26 protein-coding genes are annotated in these 18,810 nt (G+C 39.4%); 15 read left to right on the forward strand and 11 right to left on the reverse strand.

The genetic code is table 11. The features are described from left to right. The first annotated feature begins 58 nt into the window (after positions 1-58). Entirely contained in the window at positions 59-868 is an 810-nt protein-coding gene (locus FDK13_RS03220) for a hypothetical protein (RefSeq protein ID WP_137338526.1), read from the forward strand. 67 nt (positions 869-935) lie between these two features. Here FDK13_RS03220 and FDK13_RS03225 read toward each other — a convergent pair whose 3' ends face one another. Next, complete coding sequence (locus FDK13_RS03225) at positions 936-1,163, reverse strand: hypothetical protein (protein ID WP_137338527.1); 228 nt, start codon at positions 1,161-1,163, stop codon at positions 936-938. Positions 1,164-1,459: 296 nt separating this feature from the next. On the opposite strand from FDK13_RS03225, the gene FDK13_RS03230 reads away from it, so the two are divergent. After that, positions 1,460-2,008 carry a hypothetical protein gene (locus FDK13_RS03230; protein WP_137338528.1) on the forward strand — a complete coding sequence of 183 codons (549 nt, stop codon included), beginning with the start codon at positions 1,460-1,462 and terminating at the stop codon, positions 2,006-2,008. A 12-nt stretch (positions 2,009-2,020) separates the two neighbouring features. Here the strand turns inward: FDK13_RS03230 and FDK13_RS03235 are convergent, their stop codons facing one another. Together FDK13_RS03235 and FDK13_RS03240 are read right to left on the reverse strand one after the other, a co-directional pair. Continuing rightward, positions 2,021-2,632: a cupin domain-containing protein gene (locus FDK13_RS03235; RefSeq protein ID WP_137338529.1), complete on the reverse strand. Its 612-nt coding sequence runs from the start codon at positions 2,630-2,632 to the stop codon at positions 2,021-2,023. A 261-nt stretch (positions 2,633-2,893) separates the two neighbouring features. Then, a complete protein-coding gene (locus FDK13_RS03240; protein ID WP_137338530.1) occupies positions 2,894-3,166 on the reverse strand; it encodes a DUF4242 domain-containing protein in 273 nt (90 codons plus the stop codon). A 145-nt stretch (positions 3,167-3,311) separates the two neighbouring features. Between FDK13_RS03240 and FDK13_RS03245 the strand changes: the two genes are divergently transcribed. From FDK13_RS03245 to FDK13_RS03260, 4 genes are all read left to right on the forward strand, one after another. Continuing rightward, positions 3,312-3,926 (forward strand): Crp/Fnr family transcriptional regulator, encoded by a 615-nt coding sequence (locus FDK13_RS03245; protein ID WP_229215879.1) that lies wholly within the window; start codon positions 3,312-3,314, stop codon positions 3,924-3,926. Between the two features lie 76 nt (positions 3,927-4,002). After that, positions 4,003-4,683, forward strand: coding sequence for a hypothetical protein (locus FDK13_RS03250; RefSeq protein ID WP_137338531.1), 681 nt, complete (start codon positions 4,003-4,005; stop codon positions 4,681-4,683). 265 nt (positions 4,684-4,948) lie between these two features. Then, the gene (locus FDK13_RS03255) at positions 4,949-5,308 is read left to right on the forward strand and encodes a winged helix-turn-helix transcriptional regulator (RefSeq protein WP_137338532.1); all 360 of its coding nucleotides are present in this window, start codon (positions 4,949-4,951) and stop codon (positions 5,306-5,308) included. Positions 5,309-5,483: 175 nt separating this feature from the next. Next, positions 5,484-6,266, forward strand: coding sequence for an NIPSNAP family protein (locus FDK13_RS03260; RefSeq protein ID WP_137338533.1), 783 nt, complete (start codon positions 5,484-5,486; stop codon positions 6,264-6,266). 65 nt (positions 6,267-6,331) lie between these two features. Here the strand turns inward: FDK13_RS03260 and FDK13_RS03265 are convergent, their stop codons facing one another. Next, complete coding sequence (locus FDK13_RS03265; protein ID WP_137338534.1) at positions 6,332-6,982, reverse strand: NAD(P)H-dependent oxidoreductase; 651 nt, start codon at positions 6,980-6,982, stop codon at positions 6,332-6,334. 309 nt (positions 6,983-7,291) lie between these two features. On the opposite strand from FDK13_RS03265, the gene FDK13_RS03270 reads away from it, so the two are divergent. Next, positions 7,292-7,825 carry a cupin domain-containing protein gene (locus FDK13_RS03270; protein ID WP_220417313.1) on the forward strand — a complete coding sequence of 178 codons (534 nt, stop codon included), beginning with the start codon at positions 7,292-7,294 and terminating at the stop codon, positions 7,823-7,825. An 82-nt stretch (positions 7,826-7,907) separates the two neighbouring features. On the opposite strand, the gene FDK13_RS03275 is transcribed toward FDK13_RS03270, so the two are convergent. Beyond that, complete coding sequence (locus tag FDK13_RS03275; RefSeq protein ID WP_137338535.1) at positions 7,908-8,471, reverse strand: Crp/Fnr family transcriptional regulator; 564 nt, start codon at positions 8,469-8,471, stop codon at positions 7,908-7,910. A gap of 250 nt (positions 8,472-8,721) precedes the next feature. Between FDK13_RS03275 and FDK13_RS03280 the strand changes: the two genes are divergently transcribed. Both FDK13_RS03280 and FDK13_RS03285 read left to right on the forward strand, forming a co-directional pair. Then, positions 8,722-9,414, forward strand: a complete 693-nt coding sequence (locus FDK13_RS03280; RefSeq protein ID WP_229215880.1) for a type 1 glutamine amidotransferase domain-containing protein — start codon at positions 8,722-8,724, stop codon at positions 9,412-9,414. Between the two features lie 150 nt (positions 9,415-9,564). Beyond that, entirely contained in the window at positions 9,565-10,146 is a 582-nt protein-coding gene (locus tag FDK13_RS03285) for a Crp/Fnr family transcriptional regulator (RefSeq protein ID WP_137338537.1), read from the forward strand. 59 nt (positions 10,147-10,205) lie between these two features. Here FDK13_RS03285 and FDK13_RS03290 read toward each other — a convergent pair whose 3' ends face one another. Then, complete coding sequence (locus FDK13_RS03290) at positions 10,206-11,636, reverse strand: amidase (RefSeq protein ID WP_137338538.1); 1,431 nt, start codon at positions 11,634-11,636, stop codon at positions 10,206-10,208. A 427-nt stretch (positions 11,637-12,063) separates the two neighbouring features. Between FDK13_RS03290 and FDK13_RS03295 the strand changes: the two genes are divergently transcribed. Continuing rightward, positions 12,064-12,630, forward strand: coding sequence for a cupin domain-containing protein (locus tag FDK13_RS03295; RefSeq protein WP_137338539.1), 567 nt, complete (start codon positions 12,064-12,066; stop codon positions 12,628-12,630). Positions 12,631-12,709: 79 nt separating this feature from the next. On the opposite strand, the gene FDK13_RS03300 is transcribed toward FDK13_RS03295, so the two are convergent. After that, entirely contained in the window at positions 12,710-13,042 is a 333-nt protein-coding gene (locus FDK13_RS03300; RefSeq protein ID WP_137338540.1) for a YegP family protein, read from the reverse strand. A gap of 212 nt (positions 13,043-13,254) precedes the next feature. Here FDK13_RS03300 and FDK13_RS03305 point away from each other — a divergent pair, with 212 nt between their 5' ends. Continuing rightward, a complete protein-coding gene (locus FDK13_RS03305) occupies positions 13,255-13,824 on the forward strand; it encodes a Crp/Fnr family transcriptional regulator (protein ID WP_137338541.1) in 570 nt (189 codons plus the stop codon). A gap of 122 nt (positions 13,825-13,946) precedes the next feature. Then, entirely contained in the window at positions 13,947-14,615 is a 669-nt protein-coding gene (locus FDK13_RS03310; protein ID WP_137338542.1) for a hypothetical protein, read from the forward strand. Between the two features lie 187 nt (positions 14,616-14,802). Here the strand turns inward: FDK13_RS03310 and FDK13_RS03315 are convergent, their stop codons facing one another. The 4 genes from FDK13_RS03315 to FDK13_RS03330 all read right to left on the reverse strand — a co-directional run bounded on the left by FDK13_RS03315 (position 14,803) and on the right by FDK13_RS03330 (position 17,353). Next, complete coding sequence (locus FDK13_RS03315; RefSeq protein WP_137338543.1) at positions 14,803-15,303, reverse strand: SgcJ/EcaC family oxidoreductase; 501 nt, start codon at positions 15,301-15,303, stop codon at positions 14,803-14,805. Between the two features lie 466 nt (positions 15,304-15,769). Then, positions 15,770-16,063: a putative quinol monooxygenase gene (locus FDK13_RS03320; protein ID WP_137338544.1), complete on the reverse strand. Its 294-nt coding sequence runs from the start codon at positions 16,061-16,063 to the stop codon at positions 15,770-15,772. A 12-nt stretch (positions 16,064-16,075) separates the two neighbouring features. Further along, positions 16,076-16,285 (reverse strand): FUSC family protein, encoded by a 210-nt coding sequence (locus FDK13_RS03325; RefSeq protein WP_137338545.1) that lies wholly within the window; start codon positions 16,283-16,285, stop codon positions 16,076-16,078. 144 nt (positions 16,286-16,429) lie between these two features. Beyond that, entirely contained in the window at positions 16,430-17,353 is a 924-nt protein-coding gene (locus tag FDK13_RS03330) for a DsbA family protein (RefSeq protein ID WP_137338546.1), read from the reverse strand. Between the two features lie 157 nt (positions 17,354-17,510). Here FDK13_RS03330 and FDK13_RS03335 point away from each other — a divergent pair, with 157 nt between their 5' ends. From FDK13_RS03335 to FDK13_RS03345, 3 genes are all read left to right on the forward strand, one after another. Continuing rightward, positions 17,511-17,831 carry a winged helix-turn-helix transcriptional regulator gene (locus FDK13_RS03335; RefSeq protein WP_137338547.1) on the forward strand — a complete coding sequence of 107 codons (321 nt, stop codon included), beginning with the start codon at positions 17,511-17,513 and terminating at the stop codon, positions 17,829-17,831. 201 nt (positions 17,832-18,032) lie between these two features. Beyond that, entirely contained in the window at positions 18,033-18,326 is a 294-nt protein-coding gene (locus tag FDK13_RS03340; protein WP_137338548.1) for a type II toxin-antitoxin system HigB family toxin, read from the forward strand. Between the two features lie 26 nt (positions 18,327-18,352). Further along, complete coding sequence (locus FDK13_RS03345) at positions 18,353-18,730, forward strand: helix-turn-helix domain-containing protein (RefSeq protein WP_137338549.1); 378 nt, start codon at positions 18,353-18,355, stop codon at positions 18,728-18,730. The last annotated feature ends 80 nt before the right edge of the window (positions 18,731-18,810 follow it).

An 18,810-nucleotide genomic window follows, 5' to 3' on the forward strand; every position in this document is an offset into this window, starting at 1 on the left:
AATTTAATTTACAACCTTTTGATGATTTTTTTACTCCTTAAGTAAAATCTACTGGGCTATGAAAAACATCTTACGAAGCTTTTACAACGAATTAGAAATTCGGGTATTTTCAAGTTTATCTGTTTTATTCCTCATTTTTTTTAGCCTCTCGGGCTGCAAAGAAAAATCCAGGGAGAAGGAAATAGAGCCACTGGAAGTAATTAAAGAACCTTTAAAAATCCCTGTTGACAGCGCCTTTGTATTCATATCGCCAGAATTTGAAAAATTGCTGATAAAATATAAAATTGATCCCGACAAAAACTTGAATGGCAAGATTCGATATGAGCATATCAAAAACATCGATAGTCTTGATATTGCATTTTACGGAATCAGCAAAAGTCTGAAAGGAATTGAATATTTTACAGATCTGAAATATTTAAAAGTCAGGGGATATTACTCTACGGCATCCATTAACCCGAATATTTACTACTATGCATTTCCGATTGGCGTCGTGGATAATTTCGTTCCATCGATTGATACACTGGATGTTAGTAATAATTTAAAACTGGAATATCTGGATTGTTCAGGTACCTCGGACGGAGGAGGTTATGCGTCAACGATCGGAAATCTGACGTTAGGGCTTAACGTTAATCTGAAAATAATTATTTCTAATTCCAGTATGATTAAGTCGCTTGATTTGAGTGAATTATCAGCGCTTGAAAATCTTGAAATTTCGTCCTGTTATAATCTCACCTCTCTAAGTTTATGTAAAAACAGTGTTTTGGTTAAGTTGAAATCCTGGCAATTGAAAACGATTTCTGTTCCTTCGTTAAAGGCCGTAAATCCGGGCTGGGAAACAGGAGCTGCTACACTTGTTCAATGTAAGTAATGTACTAAAAAGAAAATTCCGTTGCAGAGATTTGTATCTGCAACGGAATTTTTTCTATTAGATTTTATCATAAAATGACCATAATATCGGAATCCGGGTTTTTATTTTTATGTAAATATTCCCAGTCTACAATTTTATATTCCTGATAAATATTATTGATATCCTGAGGATCTTTTCCTCCCTCAGTATCAACAAACGATTTTAAAACCTTGCTGTAATGTCCTTCATGACGATTGCCGTCCTTATCTGTAAAACGAAGTTCTGTGTGATCGGCGGGCATACTGATATTTTCCATAGTGATGTAATTAATGGTTAGGAAATTAACAGATCAAAAATAATGCCAGGCAGAAAGCGTGATGTTTTGAAGAAAGTAATCATTAGTGACAAAATTCGGAGATTAAATAGCAATTAAAAAAGTATGGATGATGAGGAAATGTGATGGTGGTTATACTTTATTTGATTAAATTTTCGGGGTAACAATCTGATAAAGATTTACTTAATTGGAAGTTTTTTATTTATTTCCACTATTATTTTTTATCCTGATTTATTTCAATCCAAATCTTATTTTAACCTCAAACTATCAGCAACCGTATGGCGAAATTACTATTGTTTATAAGCTCGGTTTTTCTTGTTTATGGAAATCCTTCTGAACGCAAAAAAGCATCTGTAATGTTTTTTTCTGAGAGATCTTTACACAGAAATGCGCCTGGAACTATCATTAGCGGAACATTAACAGGTGGTACTAATGCAGGAGCGTTTTCGGCAACCAGCGTGGACCCAACATGCAGTATGGGACTGACCGGACCAAAATCTTTTGGCAATCAATATTCTGTTAGCGGTAAGGCAGACAAAGAATTTTCAAGTCTTCAGCTTTTGGTAGATGATTATGAAGCAGCCAAAAAGGGCACGGACAAATTTTACATAAAAGTAGCTTTTGGTAAAAGGCTGATGGGCAAAAGCTACGAAGTAAACAACAGCGACAATTCTATTGCCGGTAAAAAGCAGGGAAGCGGCGGCAAACTGACTGTTAAGGAAAGCGGGAGTTCAAAAACCGTAACGATAACGGGAAAAACTGCGGATGGCGTTGTCATTAATGCAACGATTGTTTGTAATGCAGTGGTAACAATGCCGGGGAAATAAAATTAAATTTTATCAGGCCGCTAGTCTTTCCAGAATAAGTTTGCACGGAATTTTGGAAGTAACAATCACGGTATGAGACAGGTACAATGGGATTGTAAATACATCTCCGGATTTGAGGTGATTGTCTGTCCCGTCAACGATAATATTGCAGGTACCTTCTACGATAAGAAAAGTTTCATATTCATTCTTGTGGATTTCGGGCGGAGAACCGTTTTTAATCCAGACAATAGCCGTAGTCATTTGAGGAGTTGCGCCGATAATCCGGGCATCAATTTCATCCAAAGGCTCTGTAAGTACCAGATCAGGTCTGTTGAGCCATTCGCCAAAATCAGAAATTAAAGAATTGACATGAAGTTTTGGCGGAAATGAAGGCTGTTCTCCTTTGGTCATACGCTCCATATATTCCACGGTAGCCATCAAAAATGGTTTAATTACCGGGTCAACTGTAGTAGCCTGGCTCAGGGCATAATTCTCCAATGAAACTTCGATTGAAAACAGTTCTTCCTTTACTTCGGGATGTTTGTTCACCATCAGCTCTACCAGTACATTTTCCTCAGGACTAGCGTCTCCCATGACGTACATTTCCAATATTCCTGACTCAACAAACTTCCTTACCTCACTCATCCGATTGATTTTATCTTAGGTCTGTTAAGTGCTCATCTAAATTTCCGGCCATCCAATGAAGGAAATTTTTTAAAATCTTCCCCCTATTAAAAACCTTAAATGGAATAACAGTATTCGTTGTAAATATAACGCTATTGAGCAAGACATCGTTCGGGCTTGGCGGTTGGAACCGATATATCATGACTTAAATTTTTGGAATTGGGTATAATAATATTCAGACGTAATCACCCACCGCGTCTGAATATCATTTGATGCAAGTCCCTATTCAGCTGTTGTAGGATCCAGAATTGCTGATATCTCGTTAACTGAATTTGCCGGAAAACCGCCTTGTCTGGCGTGTTCAAGAATCATTTCTTTGTTTGGCGCAATGTAAACACAGTAAATTTTGTCGCCCGTAACATAACTCTGAACCCACTGGATTTGCGGCCCCATGTTTAACAGAACTCCGCAGGAAGTCTGCGAAATTCCTTTCAGCTGTTCCCCGCTCAGTTTTCCTGCATCAGGGATTTCTCTTTCAATGACATATTTAGGCATGATGGCATGTTTTAAAATGAAAAAATAAAAATATAATATTAAATTAATTACTTTAAGTGATTGATTATCAATTGTGTTATTATCCGGTTGAAGTGTTTGATTTACTTGGTTTTGACTTTTATCAATTCCTGTTGAGTTATCTTACATGGATCGCTCCGAATTCCAGTCGAAAAAAATGCATAAAAAGCCACTAACAGATTTTATTCAGAATACCATTCCTGCGTCAAATGAAACGCTCACTGCAATAGCGGCACATTTTGAAGAAAAAACCTTTCTGAAAAATGAATATTTTTTGAAGGAGGGAAATGTCAGTAACAGCTATTTCTTTTTGGCGGACGGTTTTATGAGAGCCTTTACTTTTGATACCGACGGGAATGAAGTGACAACCTACTTTTATACCAGAAACAGGGTTGTATTTGAGGCTTCATCCTTTTTTATGCATACCATTTCCACCGAAAATATTCAGGCTCTGACGGACTGCACGGGCTACATTATAACGTTTGAAAAACTGAATTTGCTTTTTCACTCAATTCCTGAATTCCGGGAATTTGGACGGGCAATGCTGGTCAAAGAATTTGTTGCGTTTAAACAACGTACGTTAGCGATGATCAATAAAAGTGCAGAAGAGCGCTACGAAAACCTGATCAGTTCCGAAAAAGAGATTTTTAAATATGCCCGGCTAAAATATATCGCTTCATACCTTGGCATTACGGACACTTCTTTGAGCAGGATAAGACGGGAATTTTCGAAAAAAGAGTAGAAAAAACTATTTCTTGTCATTTGACAAGTGCATTCCATGCGTCAATGTTTTCCTTTGTATTATAAACATTTAAGCAATGGAAAATCTACCGATTTACGTCTATCTGGTTTTTGGGCTCACCGTTTTAGTAACCGTGTTTCTTTTTTATAAAGCAACGAATTATTCGAAAACATTTTTGATTATTATCGCTGGCTGGATAATCGTACAAACCGCTATCAGTCTTTCCGGTTTTTACAAAATCACCAATACAGTTCCGCCCAGAGTTGGTTTATTATTGATGCCGCCTCTGGTAATGACCATCATACTTTTCTCCACAAAAAAAGGAAGAATTTTTATTGATGGTTTAAACCTCAAAACCCTCACCCTGTTTCATGTCATCAGAATCCCTGTTGAGCTGACTTTACTTTGGCTTTTTATGCACAAGTTAGTTCCGGGACTTATGACTTTTGAGGGCAGGAATTTTGATATCCTGTCTGGTATTTCGGCGCCGGTTATCTATTATTTTGTTTTTGTAAAGAAAACAGCCGGCAAGTTCGTTCTTCTGATGTGGAATTTTATTTGCCTTGGTTTGCTGTTTAATATTGTAGTTAACGCGATATTGTCAGTACCCGGTGCATTTCAGCAATTCGCTTTTGAGCAGCCTAATTTTGGTATTCTGCTGTTCCCTTTTGTATTTCTGCCTTCATTGTTGGTTCCGATGGTATTGTTTTCACATCTTACGGCTATCAGGCGGATTTTATTGGGTAAAGACATCTGAGATTTAGGATATATAATTTCCATTTTGTCAAAAGTAGCCGGTTTGTAATCTGCGACTCGTCTACATTTAGTTATAATGGTTTTTTATCGGATGAAGGGTACAACCAGTTGGCCCGATAAAAGCAATTTCTGATTCAAACACGAAATTTCCTGCTTTGTGAGCACTGATGTTATTTCCCAATTTTAAGGTGTTTGAGGTTTTGCAATATTTTCGTGAGATAAATAGTTTATAAAGAGTACCCTTACCTTTCTAAACTACTTATGTCATGAGAAAAACCAATTCCACCAATTTTCTTAATCAGCTCTTTCTTGAAGAAAAGTGTGCTTTAAATGAGCTTATTCATTTATTAAGCAAACGTTGGCTTACCGAAGTGTTATTCAGTATTGAAGAAGGAAATCATCGTTTCTCTACTTTAAAAGATGATTTGGAACAGATCAGCGACAATATGCTTGCAGATCGTTTGAAACTCCTTGAAAAATATTCTCTTATTAGCAGATCAGAAGATTCTCAGCAAGTTATCGTTAACTACCACCTGACAAAAAATGGGGAGAGGTTAAGCGAGCTGCTTGATGGACTTTGCAAGTTTTCCGAGACAGAAATGGAGTTTCCTCCATCACATAGTTGATAGAATAAAAACTTACCGAAAATATTATTGTGGCAGATTTATATGCATTTTCGAAGAAATAAAGATGTACTAAGAAAATTATGAGTTAAGATCTGTTACAATGAATCTAGTTTTAATGCAAACCACTGGTTTACTTTGCGTGAATTAAACTCATTATTCCTAAACCATTTTTTAAATGAAAAGAATTTCATTCCTGATCCTCGCGGCAATGTTTTGTTGTGGCAGACTCTTCGCCGGTTTTGCTCCGTCAAAGGAATTTTACCAAATTAAAATTTACCATTTGAAGAATCCTGAGCAAGAAAAGCGGGTGGATACCTTCCTGCAAAATGCGTATTTACCTGCCTTGCACCGTGCAGGAATCGCTAAGGCAGGTGTTTTCAAACCAGTTCCCGGTGGCGAAGCAGTTGCTGAAAAGCTGATCTATGTTTTCATCCCGTTTTCTGCGCAGAAGGAATTGTTCAAACTGGATCAGAAACTTAGTGCGGACAAGCAATATACAGCTGCGGGAAGTGATTATCTGGATGCCGTTTACAGCAATTTACCTTATGAACGTATTGAGATAATCGTTCTTGAGGCATTTGATAAAAGTCCTGTTTTTACAATGCCGGTACTGACCGGCCCGAAAAAAGACCGGATCTATGAGCTTAGAAGTTATGAAGGACACACCGAAAAGATCTCCGAAAATAAGATCGTCATGTTTAATAAAGGGGATGAGGTTGGGCTTTTTAAAAGACTGGGATTCAATGCCGTTTTTTATGCCAAGGTAATGGCAGGCAGCCATATGCCTAATCTGATGTATTTGACTACATTCGAAAACAAAGCTTCGCGGGATGCACACTGGGATGCATTTGGTAAAGACGACTACTGGAAAAAGCTGGTTGCGATGCCCGAATACCAGCATAATGTCTCCAAGAACGATACTAAATTCTTATATCCAACGGACTATTCGGATATCTGATTTGCTAATAAAACAATGACTCCCGATTTCTTGCCGTTGCCGGCAGGAAACCGGGAGTCATTGTTTCAGGAACACACTGCAAGTTTATTCACATTACCACACACCGGAACGGTGATGTTTACCTGTCTGCTAAACTCCTTTTCAAGATGCCGGATATATAATTTGATATCACGCTCGATGTCTGCATTTTTCTCAACATCATGAAAATGTAAACTTTCCAGAGGTGTCATGCCCGTAAAGGCGTTCATCCGGTGGAAGCCGAAAAGCGGACCGTTATCGACGCTGGTTTCCTGGAAAAATTCTCCGGGAAGTGTGAAAGCCTCTTTTGGAGCATTCCATGAAGTAGTAACCATATATTTTTTTCCTTTCAACATACCTCCTGTACCATAATTAATAGCAGGATTACTTGAAGAACGTCCGTCGCTGTGATAGATTCCGTTGTTATGTCCTTCGGTAAATACTACATCGATATACTTTTTAAATCCGTGCGGTACCTGGAACCACCAGACCGGCGTATGATAAATCACAAAATCCGCCCATTTATATTTTTCAACTTCCTCTTTCTGATCGTAATCGTGATTGATATTGGTTGTTTTAACTTCAAATCCTTCCTGTTGCAAGAAAAATTTTTCAGTGACATTTGCAATGGTTTCATTAAACCGTCCACCCGAATGACCGAATTTTTGCCCTCCGTTGATGATGAATATTTTTGTCATTTTAATATCTCTTTTTTTGATGACACGAAATTACCACGGTCTTGATTATTATAAAAATAACACGATTCATGGGTTATTATCAGAATTATGATATCAATATGGAGAATGACATTTTGCAGAAACAGATAGCCAATCAGATCTTCTTAACCGACTTTATACCGTTTCTTGATAAGTATTCAGACGAAATATCGTTGCCTGATATTTTTTATTTTGAATTAACTATCTGATTATGAGATTGCTATTGAAGTGGTATTGTATTTGACAATATGACTCAGACGTTCAAAATATCATTTTAAAATTGTAAATGTTATGCCTGAAATCCTTACCAACCGTATCAAAATTTTACTGCAAATCCTGGTTATTTCCAGCCTTTTGGCAACCGCAAATGCCCAGAATGCAGCACCTTTCAGAGGCCAGTTGCGGCTTACCCAAAAGGAAGTGATTGCCAAAAAAGCGCCAGAAGGAAAACTTGCTCCCGGCTCGTCGGGATATGAGGCTGTGAAAGTTATTGTTTTGTATGGCGATCCGTCCAAAGCCGGACTTTATACGATTTTGCTGGAAGTTGAGCCCAATACCACCATTGCCGCGCACGATCATCCGGACGACAGGATTGGAACTGTTGTATCCGGAACCTGGCATTTTGGATATGGTTCAAAATTTGATGTTGCGAAATTGAAAACTTTACCGGTTGGCAGTGTATATTCAGAAGGGTCGGGTGTCAATCATTTTGCCCAAACGGGTGATACGAAAGTGATTGTGGCAATTACGGGTTATGGACCAACGGGAACGACCTATGTAAACGCGGCCGATGATCCGACAAAGAAAAAGCCCGTGGCAAAATAATTTTTGGTAAAATAATAAACAACAAGCCGTTCAAATAATATCCGAAACGAGGTTTTAAATTCATGGGTAAACACTCATGAATTTAAGCTGAAAATCTACTCAGCGTTTCTCTTGAAACGCCAAGATACGAAGCCATTAGCGTTTTGGGGACCCGTTGATATAACTGCGGATATTTTTCAATCAGGTGCATATATCTCGATCTGGCATCGAATTTCAAAAATGATAAAATTCTTTGCTGTAAACCCACATAACCCATATTCGTTTTAATTCTGAAAAAATGCTCCATCTTGTGCATTTCGGAGCAAAGCTTGCTTTTGTTAAAATCAGTCAGGACGAGCACAGATACATCTTCAATGCAGTCGATATTGAGTGTAGCTTTTTCATAATTATTAAAAGCCTGATAATCCGTAACCCACCAGTTTTCCATAGAAAATTGAAGAATATGTTCCTTCCCGTCATCATTCAGATAGGTGGATTTTAACAGACCTTCCAAGACAAAATATTCCTGATCCACATAATTTCCTTCCTGTACAACAAACTGATGCTTTCTGAATTTCTTCAATTCAAAATGTGAGAGAATATAGTCGAATTCAGCGTCTGTCAGCGTGATAATTTCTTCGATATGTGTTCTTAAACGTAAGCTCATACTTTGGTATCTGATCTGTTGAACCAGCAAATTTTAAGATTTAACCTTCATTACTGATATCGTGGTGTGATGTTTGTCACAGCAAAACAGTGATTTATTCCCTTATCCTGATCGTCAATTGCTGCCGACCTTTGTGAAAAAAATAACTATGAAAATCACATCATTTCTTTTGGCGCTTTGTTTGATTCCCTTTGCGATTTTGAAGGCAAACACGCCCGACACAAATTTAAGTAAACAAATGACTAACCATATGAAAACTAAAAAAGTCCTGTTCGTGGTAACCTCTTTCGATCAGGTTCCCAACGGAACAAAAACCGGAATCTGGATTGAAGAATTTGCTTCTCCTTATTTTTTATTGACTGCACAAGGTATCAATGTCACTGTTGCTTCGCCAAAAGGAGGTAAAGCGCCGATTGATCCTAAAAGTACAAAACCTGAATTTAATACAGAATCAGTAAAAAGATTTTTCGGCGATGCGACCGCGCAGGAAAAACTGAACAATACGGTCGCTTTGAAGGATATAGATCCAAGTGCGTATGATGCCGTTTTTTATCCTGGTGGGCATGGCCCTATGTGGGATCTTCCTGAAAATGCAATTTCGATTCATATCATTGAATCATTTTACAAAGCAGGAAAGCCGGTTGCCTTGGTATGTCACGCGCCGGCAGCTTTGAAAAATGTTAAAAGTCAGAACGGCGAACCTTTTGTGAAAGGCAAAAAAGTGGCCGGATTTACAAACAGTGAAGAAATTGCCGGACAATCAACAGGCGAGGTTCCGTTTATGCTGGAAGATATGTTGATAGAAAATGGTGCAGTTTATCAGAAAGGTGCAGATTGGCAGTCATTTGCAGTAAGCGATGGCGTGCTGATTACCGGACAAAATCCTGCATCAGCGGAGCTGGTTGCTGAAAAAATTCTTTCTGCTTTGAAAACGGTCCAATAAAGAAAAGAATTGTTGCATAAGGGAGACTGCCATGAGGCGGTCTCCCTTTTTTGTTGCTAAAAAATAACGACACTGGGTTAGAAACCGCATGACACATTTAAATTATATCTGACCGCACTTAGTTATCCAAATTGAGTAAATTTGGTAATTATGTTTGAGGTCTTTGAAAAATATTTACGTCAGAAGGTTGAAATTTCATATGAAGATCTGGAAATAATCCGGTCTGCAAGTGTCGAAAGGAAATTGCGGAAATGGCAATCCATTTTGCATGAGGGCGAGGTATGGCGTATAACCTGTTTCATTGCAAGCGGATGTTTTAGACTTTACCGGTTTGATAAAAACGGAACGGATCATACGCTCAGGTTTGGTGTAGATAACTGGTGGATAAGTGATCAGGAAAGTTTTAACAATGAAACGCCATCTGAGTATAATATTGAAGCATTGGCTGCAAGTACGGTTATCATCTGGCAGAAAGATAAGTGGGAGGAGTTAATGAGTACTATTCCTGCGCTTAAACTATTTAACGAACAACTTTTGGCGAAAGGCTACGAAACGAGCCAGCGCAGAATTTTTTCTCTGATCAGTAATTCGGCGGAAGAGAAATATCTGGATTTTCAGAAAACATATCCCAGCGTATTCAACCGGGTTCCTTTGCACATGGTAGCTTCTTATCTGGGTATTTCCAGGGAAACATTAAGCCGGATCAGAAAGGAATTTACGAAACAGCCATAACAAAAGCGACCTTCCTGAACTTGCCGGAAGGTCGCTTTTTACTCATCTGATTGTTTTGATTAATTTATCGGATGTTTACCATAAGCTTCACTGCCAGTTTGTATTTTTTCACCAAGAGCAAGAATCGTTGCTTCATCAAACCATCTGGAAACCAGCTGGATGTTAATTGGCAATGTTTCAGAACTTAAACGAACGGGAACAGAAAGTGCAGGAAGTCCAGTCATATTGAAAGGAGCAGTGGCGGTCATTACGTGGTATGCCGAAACCGTTTTTCCGTCAACAATATATTCATTCAAACCATGTCCGGTCGCAGTCATCGGATTTACGGGACATAATAAAACATCATATTCCTGAAAATAACCTGCAAAATGCATTCTTAGTTTTTCAATCGTTGCCTCAGCTTTGACATATTCAGCCGCGTTAAGCAACGGATAATCCATCGTAGCCTTTCCAATAAAATGCAGTTCTGATTCACGACCGCGCGTATACTGCTGCATGTAAGGAACCAGTTCTCCATAAACCAAATTGAAATATGGTGTCAACCAGTCGGTATTTTCCATGAATGGAAGGCGTACTTCTGCCACATCACAGCCGACATCTGCAAGTAATTTGGCCGTTGCCTTAATGGCAGTAGTAATTTCCGGATCCACAGGCCCGAAGGCAGTATCCGATACCCAGCCCACACGGATTTTCTGGCCAGGAATCCTAAAAGTGGCAGGGGCTGCGTCTTTTGCGAAAATGCCGTATCCATCAATTCCGTCTGCACCATTGATGATCGAATAACCCAAAGCGACGTCACGAACGGTACGAGCCATTGGGCCTATGTGCCAGAATCTGCTTAATGCCTGAGGAAAGTGGCCGGTATAAGGTACACGTCCATGAGTTGCTTTCAATGCAGAAATACCGGTAAAAGCAGCAGGGCCACGTAGCGAAATGGCAACATCACTGCCAAGTCCGATCGGGGAAAGACCGGCTGCAATCACCGCAGATTCTCCACCACTTGATCCACCTGGCGTACGGTCAGGATTCCAGGGATTTAACGAGCGGCCGGTAACCAGATTATCCGATTCCCAATGGGCTGAAAATTCAGGAATGTTGGTTTTCATTAAGGGAATGGCGCCGGCATTTTTCATGCGGGTAACGACGGTCGCATCTTTTTCAGGAATAAAATCTTCGAAGATTTTGGAGCCTCTTTTCGTTGGTACGCCGGCCGTGTCAATCGCATCTTTAATTGAAAAAGGCACACCGTGAAGCGGACCAAGTTCTTCTCCGCTGCTTACAGCTTTGTCGGCCAGGGCTGCTGATTTAAGTGCCTGTTCGCCCATGAGTGTTACCACACCATTAATCCTGGGATTTATTTCTGCAATCCGGTCAAGGTGCGCCTGCACAACTTCTACTGATGATATTTCTTTATTACGGATAAGCTTTGCAAGCGTGGTTGCTTCCTGGTAATAAATCGGGTCGTTGTTACTGTTTGATTGATCTTTCATGATATTTAGCGTTTTCTATTTTATTGTTTATCAATTTGTTAAGCATCTGTACCTTCTCAGATGCCTTGCAAAAGTATGGGCTCTCAGCCCTTGAAAACGAAGCTAAATGACACAATTTGACATTGACATTTGTCACGGTTTTTTGGAAATTGGGGTAGAGTCTTTGTTTTAAAAACAGAATAAAAAAATACTTATTTAGTAAAAATTCGTGTATTGGTGGCTTGAACCACAGAGTAAGTATTGCGCAGGCAAAAGATAACCTGTTTTACCAAAGTTATTTCAGCCAATGAAATTTGAAATCCCCGTTTACTAACTGCTGATCGGATTTCATGGTCGTTTCACGATTTATTGTTAAATTTTGATATCAATTGAGTATTGGTATCATGATTAACTTATTGTTAATCAATGCAATTAAATCATTTAAAATATGAAAAGGGAAAACTTTATCACCGCACTGCTTGTGATTTTTTCAGCACCATTAATCGCATGGAATAATGTAAATAAGGTTTTTTTAAGAAGTGAAAAAGGCTTTAAAATCCCGGCAGGAGAAGGAAGAATTCACGGACATATTCAGCTAAAAGGCGTGAACGCGAATGTACTGGACGTCAAAATTTCTGGTAGTGATACCAATGGAGATCTGGCTATTTTTGAACAAACATCGCTGTCTCAGGGCAAAGGTACGCCGCTGCACGTACATCCATTACAGGACGAGACTTTTTACGTTATTGATGGTTCGTATATTTTTAAAGTTGGAGAAGATAGGTACGATTTGAAAACGGGCGACAGTATATTTCTTCCCCGCAAAGTCCCGCACGCCTGGACACAGGTTTCCGAAAAAGGTAAAATGCTGGTGATATTTCAGCCTGCGGGCAAGATCGAAAATTTCTTTGTCACCATGGCCGGTCTTGATCATGTGCCTGCACAGGATGAAATCGCCCGGATATTTGTGGAGAATGAAATGCAGGTTGTTGGACCTCCTTTGAAGATTGATTGATGGGGATTACTGAATAGGCCAAAACCATTCTGAAAACTCACGAGATCAAACCCTGTGAGTTTTCAGAACATAAATATCACTAAACCGTCTGATCATCAACCGTTCCAGCCGGTCCGTTTTTCTTCACAGATTCTATTCCGTTATCTCTTCCGGCTGTGCTTTCGTACATTTCACTGCTGCCGATGATCTGGCCATTGGTGGCTTTTAAGCTAAAATAGTACTTGCCGTTGGTGGAAGTTTTCTTCTCGTAACGCGCATCGTCCGGCGAATTTTTCTTTACCGATTCTATCCCGTTTTCACAGGAACTTTTGGCACTATATCCCTCGCTGGCCAAAATTACCTGGCCGTTATCCGCTTTAAGGTTAAACTGATACTCACCATTTGAACGTTTGGTTATCACATATTTGCCCATAATACATTGGTTGTTAGTAGAGAATTACTTTTACGGTGGTAAGTAAACGTTTTGATTGGGAAAATGCAAATTAGATTACGAATTTGAATATTTCATAATAACTTAGCACGAATTAAATTATAAGATCCTCTGTCGTAGAAATTCTGTTATCATCCAAAAATTCGTTCCTTGCATAAATCAGAAAGCCGATAGCCGAACGCCGACCGCCAAAAATGACCGACCTCGAACAATACCTCCATGCCTATTTTACCTTTGATCAGGACGACCTTGTGAAAGTGTCTGCGCTGTTCAAAAAGAAAACTTTGAATAAAGGTGATTATTTCCTGAAAACGGGTAAACCGTGTAATCAGCTATGTTTTATCCAGTCGGGGCTTTTGCGGATTTATGCGGACATGGACGGCAAGGAAGTGACGCAATGGATATCAACCAAAGGTTATTTTGTGGCAGATCTGTCAAGTCTGCTATTTCAAACGCCGTCGCGCTGGAATATGCAGGCGCTTACGAACCTGGAAATATTTGTGATTGAACGGGCGGAATATAACCGGCTGGGGGAGATAATTCCGAAATGGCCGGAGACGGAAAAGTTGTTCCTGGCGCATTGTTTCACGATGATGGAAGACCGGATTTTTTCATTTATCTCGATGACAGCCGAGGAACGGTATCAATTTCTTTTTGAGAAAAACCGCGAACTATTCAACCAGGTACCTTTGCAATACATTGCCTCCATGCTCGGGATGACACCCGAAACCATCAGCCGTATCCGGAGGAAACAATTGCAATGATCCCGTACATAAACTTCTCAAAGTTTTAAAATTTTCCTCCAAATCCGTTTTCTTGATTTTTATCAAGTAGCTTGGTCTGGCCGACCGGTACTTTTGTAATGTACTAAACCAAGTCAGAAATCATGTTTTTAGGACATTACGGTCTCGCCCTTGCCGCGAAGAAAATCGCTCCCAAAGTTTCGCTTACCATGCTTTTTGTAGCCGTAGAATTTGTAGATATCCTGTGGCCGTTTTTATTGCTATTCCATATTGAAACCGTGAAAATACATCCCGGTTTTACCGAAGTGACACCTTTCGAATTCGTCCATTATCCCTATACGCACAGCCTTTTTATGGGAATTGTCTGGGGACTGATCGTTGGAGGCGGCTACTGGTTTTTCAAAAAGGATGTCAAAAGCGCTGTTATTGTCGGTCTCGCGGTGTTGAGCCACTGGTTTCTGGACGTTGTTGTCCATATCCCGGATCTGCCTCTGACGCCTTTTGGTGATTTCAAAGTCGGGATGGGTTTATGGAATTATAAAATGATCACCATATTGCTGGAAAGTATTATCTTTTTCGGCGGCGTTTATATCTATGCAAAAAACACCAAAGCCATCAACGCCCAGGGTACCTGGGGATTGTGGATCATGACCGGCTTTTTCGTCCTGGCCAACGCCTACAACATGTTCGGCCCGCCACCGGAAGATAATATTATGATGTTGTTAGTTTCGTTTGTGGTTTTGCAGGTGATTGTGCTGGGGTTGGCTTGGTGGGTTGATGGGAATAGGGTTGAGGAAAGTATTGATTTATAAGATTCGGCTTGTATGATTTTTGGTTGTATTTAGGTTTTTATTGAGCGTAGTCTCCAGACCGCCAAGCGAAGTGGGATTTGGGAAAGGTATTGGAAATTATGGTTTGATCACTTCTTACTTATGTCTAATTCCCATACCCGCTACTAGTGATATTTAAAAAATATCTCATATCAGAAATTTTATAACGTCATTTTGGACCCGGTGCATATGCCTCAATTGGTAATATCCGGGTATTGTGCATCACTGTAATTAACCATTTCCCATTAGATTCTTTGGTAACCGTCCAATTTAACAGGAAATTCATTAACGGTAGTACCTTTCCATCACGGGCAACGCCTCCGGACACCTCTGCCCTAATATCCACCGCGGCAACATCAGGCCTAATGAATCTAACGCTGCTTGAAGTTATCTTTTGTTGGGCATTTTTATACATGACGGTAAGTACTGGGATATGTGATTCTTCAATTTCGGCCCATCCATGTTCGGAAATACCAAGCCAGTTTGTAAAATCCGCGTCACGGGTAAAGTTTGCCGTAAAGGCCTTTGGGTCATGCGCATTAAAAGCCTTACTGAAGCTAACAATTAATGAATCAATACCAGCTTTGTCAGCGGTAGTTTTGCTGGAATTTTGTGCGTTGGAAACCAAAGCAACAAACAGTAAAAAGTGCAGATATATTACTGATTTCATAAACAATATCACAAAAATAATTTAGCAAATCGTTTTTTGGAGTATTTAATAAAGTTAACCAATTTTTGTTCAAAAAAAAGATTTTACTGTTCGCAGGCTTTCTAATCACTTGTCTTTATTCGAGGATCAATGTGTTATCGTTAAGAGCTCTCATTCAAAGGATTCCAGGTTTTAGGTTATAAAAATGATCAGCAAGTCCAGTGATTTTCAGAGAAATTATTACAAAACACTTACAATTATTAATGTTGCTATTAATCCTGGTCATGATATGGATAACATTTGTAATCGTGCATGATCGTGCACTGAAAGACTGTAGTTGATTTTTATGAGGGTGGGATTGATCGGAATAGGGTGGTGGTTGGGGAGTCAGTTTGGTTTTCTTTCCGACGCTTCAGAAAAAGCATAGTAGGCCAAATCATAAACACTCCGGCATACCACAATATACCGGAGTGTTTACCATTAACTTTTACAAATTCAACAATTCTGTATGGTAAATCGCGGCTGGTTCCTGAATTAAAGCAGGAATTTCTGCAACAAGCTTTTTGATGTAAGGCTGCTGATCATGCAGGTCCAGACCTTCCTGGCTTTCCCATATTTCGTGAAAAATGAAAATTTCGGGATTTTTTGTACCGTGGTGCAGGTCATATTGCAGACAGGCTTTTTCTTCTCTTGATTTTTCAACCAGGTTCAAAAGCATGGCACGTACGTCTTCGATATGCTCAGGCTTGCTTTTAAAAACTACTGTTAAATTGATTTGCATGGAATTTCTGACTTATAATAATTTGATTTTATCTCTCTTATAAAACAGCAAATAAGCTAAAATCAAGGGGAAAAACGTAAAAAAGCCGAAACCATTTTTCACCGCGCTGTACACGGTAATGCCTATACACATACCAATAAGGAATGAATTGATCATTTTATTGTTTTTTATCTTTTTTTGCTCTTTCAGGGTTTCCGGGTCGGTAAGTTGGTTTTGTTCCATATTTTTAATTTTTATGTTTTTCATAACCCCAGCTATCACTTAAATAAGCATTAGCAAGAAATAGTTGATTTCATTGATTTTACAATGACTTATCAATCATCCGATTACAGTACCAGATGCTAACAGCTAATTGCCAAAAGCTCCTTACTGTATTTTTTTCAGAGTCCAGATGGCTCCATTTTTCGTACTTAACTTTTCTAACTTTCCGTCGGCAGCGAGGCCGTTTAAAATATTCTCACTATGATTTCTTTCGGTTCCTGTTATTTGTGCGTACTCGTTCGCTGTTAATGAATTGTATTTCAAAAATACGGAATTCCAATCCGTTTTATAGATCAGTTTTGTTGCTGCCGGACAGCGTTTAAGCACTACGCTTTCAAGGACACCATAGGGCTTCGAACCATATACGAATTCCTGTTCTCCCATGGCATTGGTAAAGATCATCGTTGGAAATCCTCTGACACCTGATTCTTTTCCAGCCTGTACATCCTCATGGAATAATATCCTTGCTTTTCCCTCGTAGTCGTTTTTAAATTGTACAATGTCGAGTCCAGCTTTTGTCGCAGCCGCTTCCAGGTGTTCCCATCGGGTGATATTTTTCTTTTGCAAAAAGACCATTTCTCTGATCTCACGAAGAAATAAAAGGGCTTTTTCCCTGTTTTGCATCTGAGCCGCCTTAAATGAAATCGATGGTGGATAGGATGAATCCAGGGGATCTTCCAGCCAGATATCCCCGTCTATGGGCATATCGTAATGCACACTTACCTCGTCCCAATGCCCTGCTACGTCCGTCGGTTTGCTGATCTGCCCGCTGTTATAACTCCAGTCTTTGAGCAAACCGCCCATTTTATATTCAATTTCAAAATCATTTCCGTATGCTAATTTCAGCTTTCGCAATTGCGGTTCAATTCCCCAGCAGGAGGAACAAATCGGGTCTGTGTAATATGTTATGGATAAGGGTTTTTTAATTGCTTTTGATGTTTCAAGGGCTGCGGTGTCCTTTTGATCAACGGGAACTTCACAAAGACCGCTTTCAATGTCACATAGTAAAGGATTTATTTGTTCTTGCATTTTCGTTTTGTTTTGAGCCTGGTCACTGAAATTTCCATTATGGAAATTGTGGTTGGATAAGTTACTTTTACGGGTAGTGGATTACCCGACACCGTTTATTTTTATCTTTGGGTAAAGTTGAGGACTTAATTTTGAGTGCGCAATAAGTCAGATATTTATGACTACTAAAAACGAATTGGTAACCAATGAAACTTGTCCTGCCCAGGCACTTTTAAAGTCGCTTTCCGGGAAATGGAAGCCTGAAATATTTCGCCTGGCTGTGGACGGCACCTTGCGTTTCAGCAGCCTGCTTCGCCAGATTGAGGGTGCTAATAAACAAACACTGGCCGTTGCCTTAAAAGAGCTGGAAGTCGTTGGACTGCTGCAAAAAAATGTGATCAAACAAAAACCTTTGCACATTGAATATGTACTTACCGAAAAAGGACAGTCGCTAATTCCTGTTTTTCAGCAGCTGGAGCGTTTTGGTCAGGGTATTTGATATTTAGGTTTTGGGCAATATCCCGATGCCGTTTTATTTCAAAAATTATCTATCCCATTATAATGAAAAATTATCCAGGGAAATAGTTGGCAAATAACCAACTATTTCCCTAGATTTGTATTTATGTTATTGTTATGAAAATCTTGATAATCAATCCATTGGAATAAGTACACGGAGCGTTTAGAAAGAACCTTTTATGACATGATACTATTATATTCCCGCAAACTGGACAAGTTTGTCAGTAAGCATTCCGACTCGGGGAAAAGTCTGCGCGTTTGGATATCGGTGATGGAAAGGGCAGTTTGGAAGAGAAGTTTTGATGTACTTCATGACTTCCCCAAAGCCAAAATTATTAAAGGAAACAGAGCCAGATTCAAGATCGTTGGTAATAAATACCGTCTCATTGTGGAGGTCGATTATGAAGATGGCATTGTAGAAATTAGGTTTATCGGAACACATTCAGAATATGATTTGATAGATGCTGAAACGATATAATCATACTGGATTTAAAAAATAAGGAAATGACACAGCCACAATGGTTTTTGATAGAAACAGAGCAAGAGTACGAGAGCGCTCTTGCCCGGTATGAAGAAGTAAAACGGGCTTCGAAAAATTCTGCTGATCACAAGGAAAAAATCCTTTTGGCACATCTCATTTCAGAATACGAAAAGGAAAACCGCAACTTGCCGGAGGTTGATCCCATTGAATTAATCAAAATCAGAATGGCGGATTTTGGCTATAAATCCGCGGATCTCGCCAATGAATATGGCGACAAGGGAACAATCAGCAAAGTGCTGAACTACAAACAGGCACTGTCGCTAACCATGATCCGTAAGTTCAGCAAATTGCTGCATATTCCTGCGGATGCTTTGATTAAGGAGTATGAGTTGGTTGGATAGGAGTACGCCAAGCAAGATTATCAAGGATATTCATCATATTTGAAATGGATTCTGAACTCAGTCACGAACTACTATTAGGA

The sequence above is a fragment of the Dyadobacter frigoris genome, assembly GCF_005280585.1.
Lineage (GTDB): Bacteria > Bacteroidota > Bacteroidia > Cytophagales > Spirosomataceae > Dyadobacter > Dyadobacter frigoris.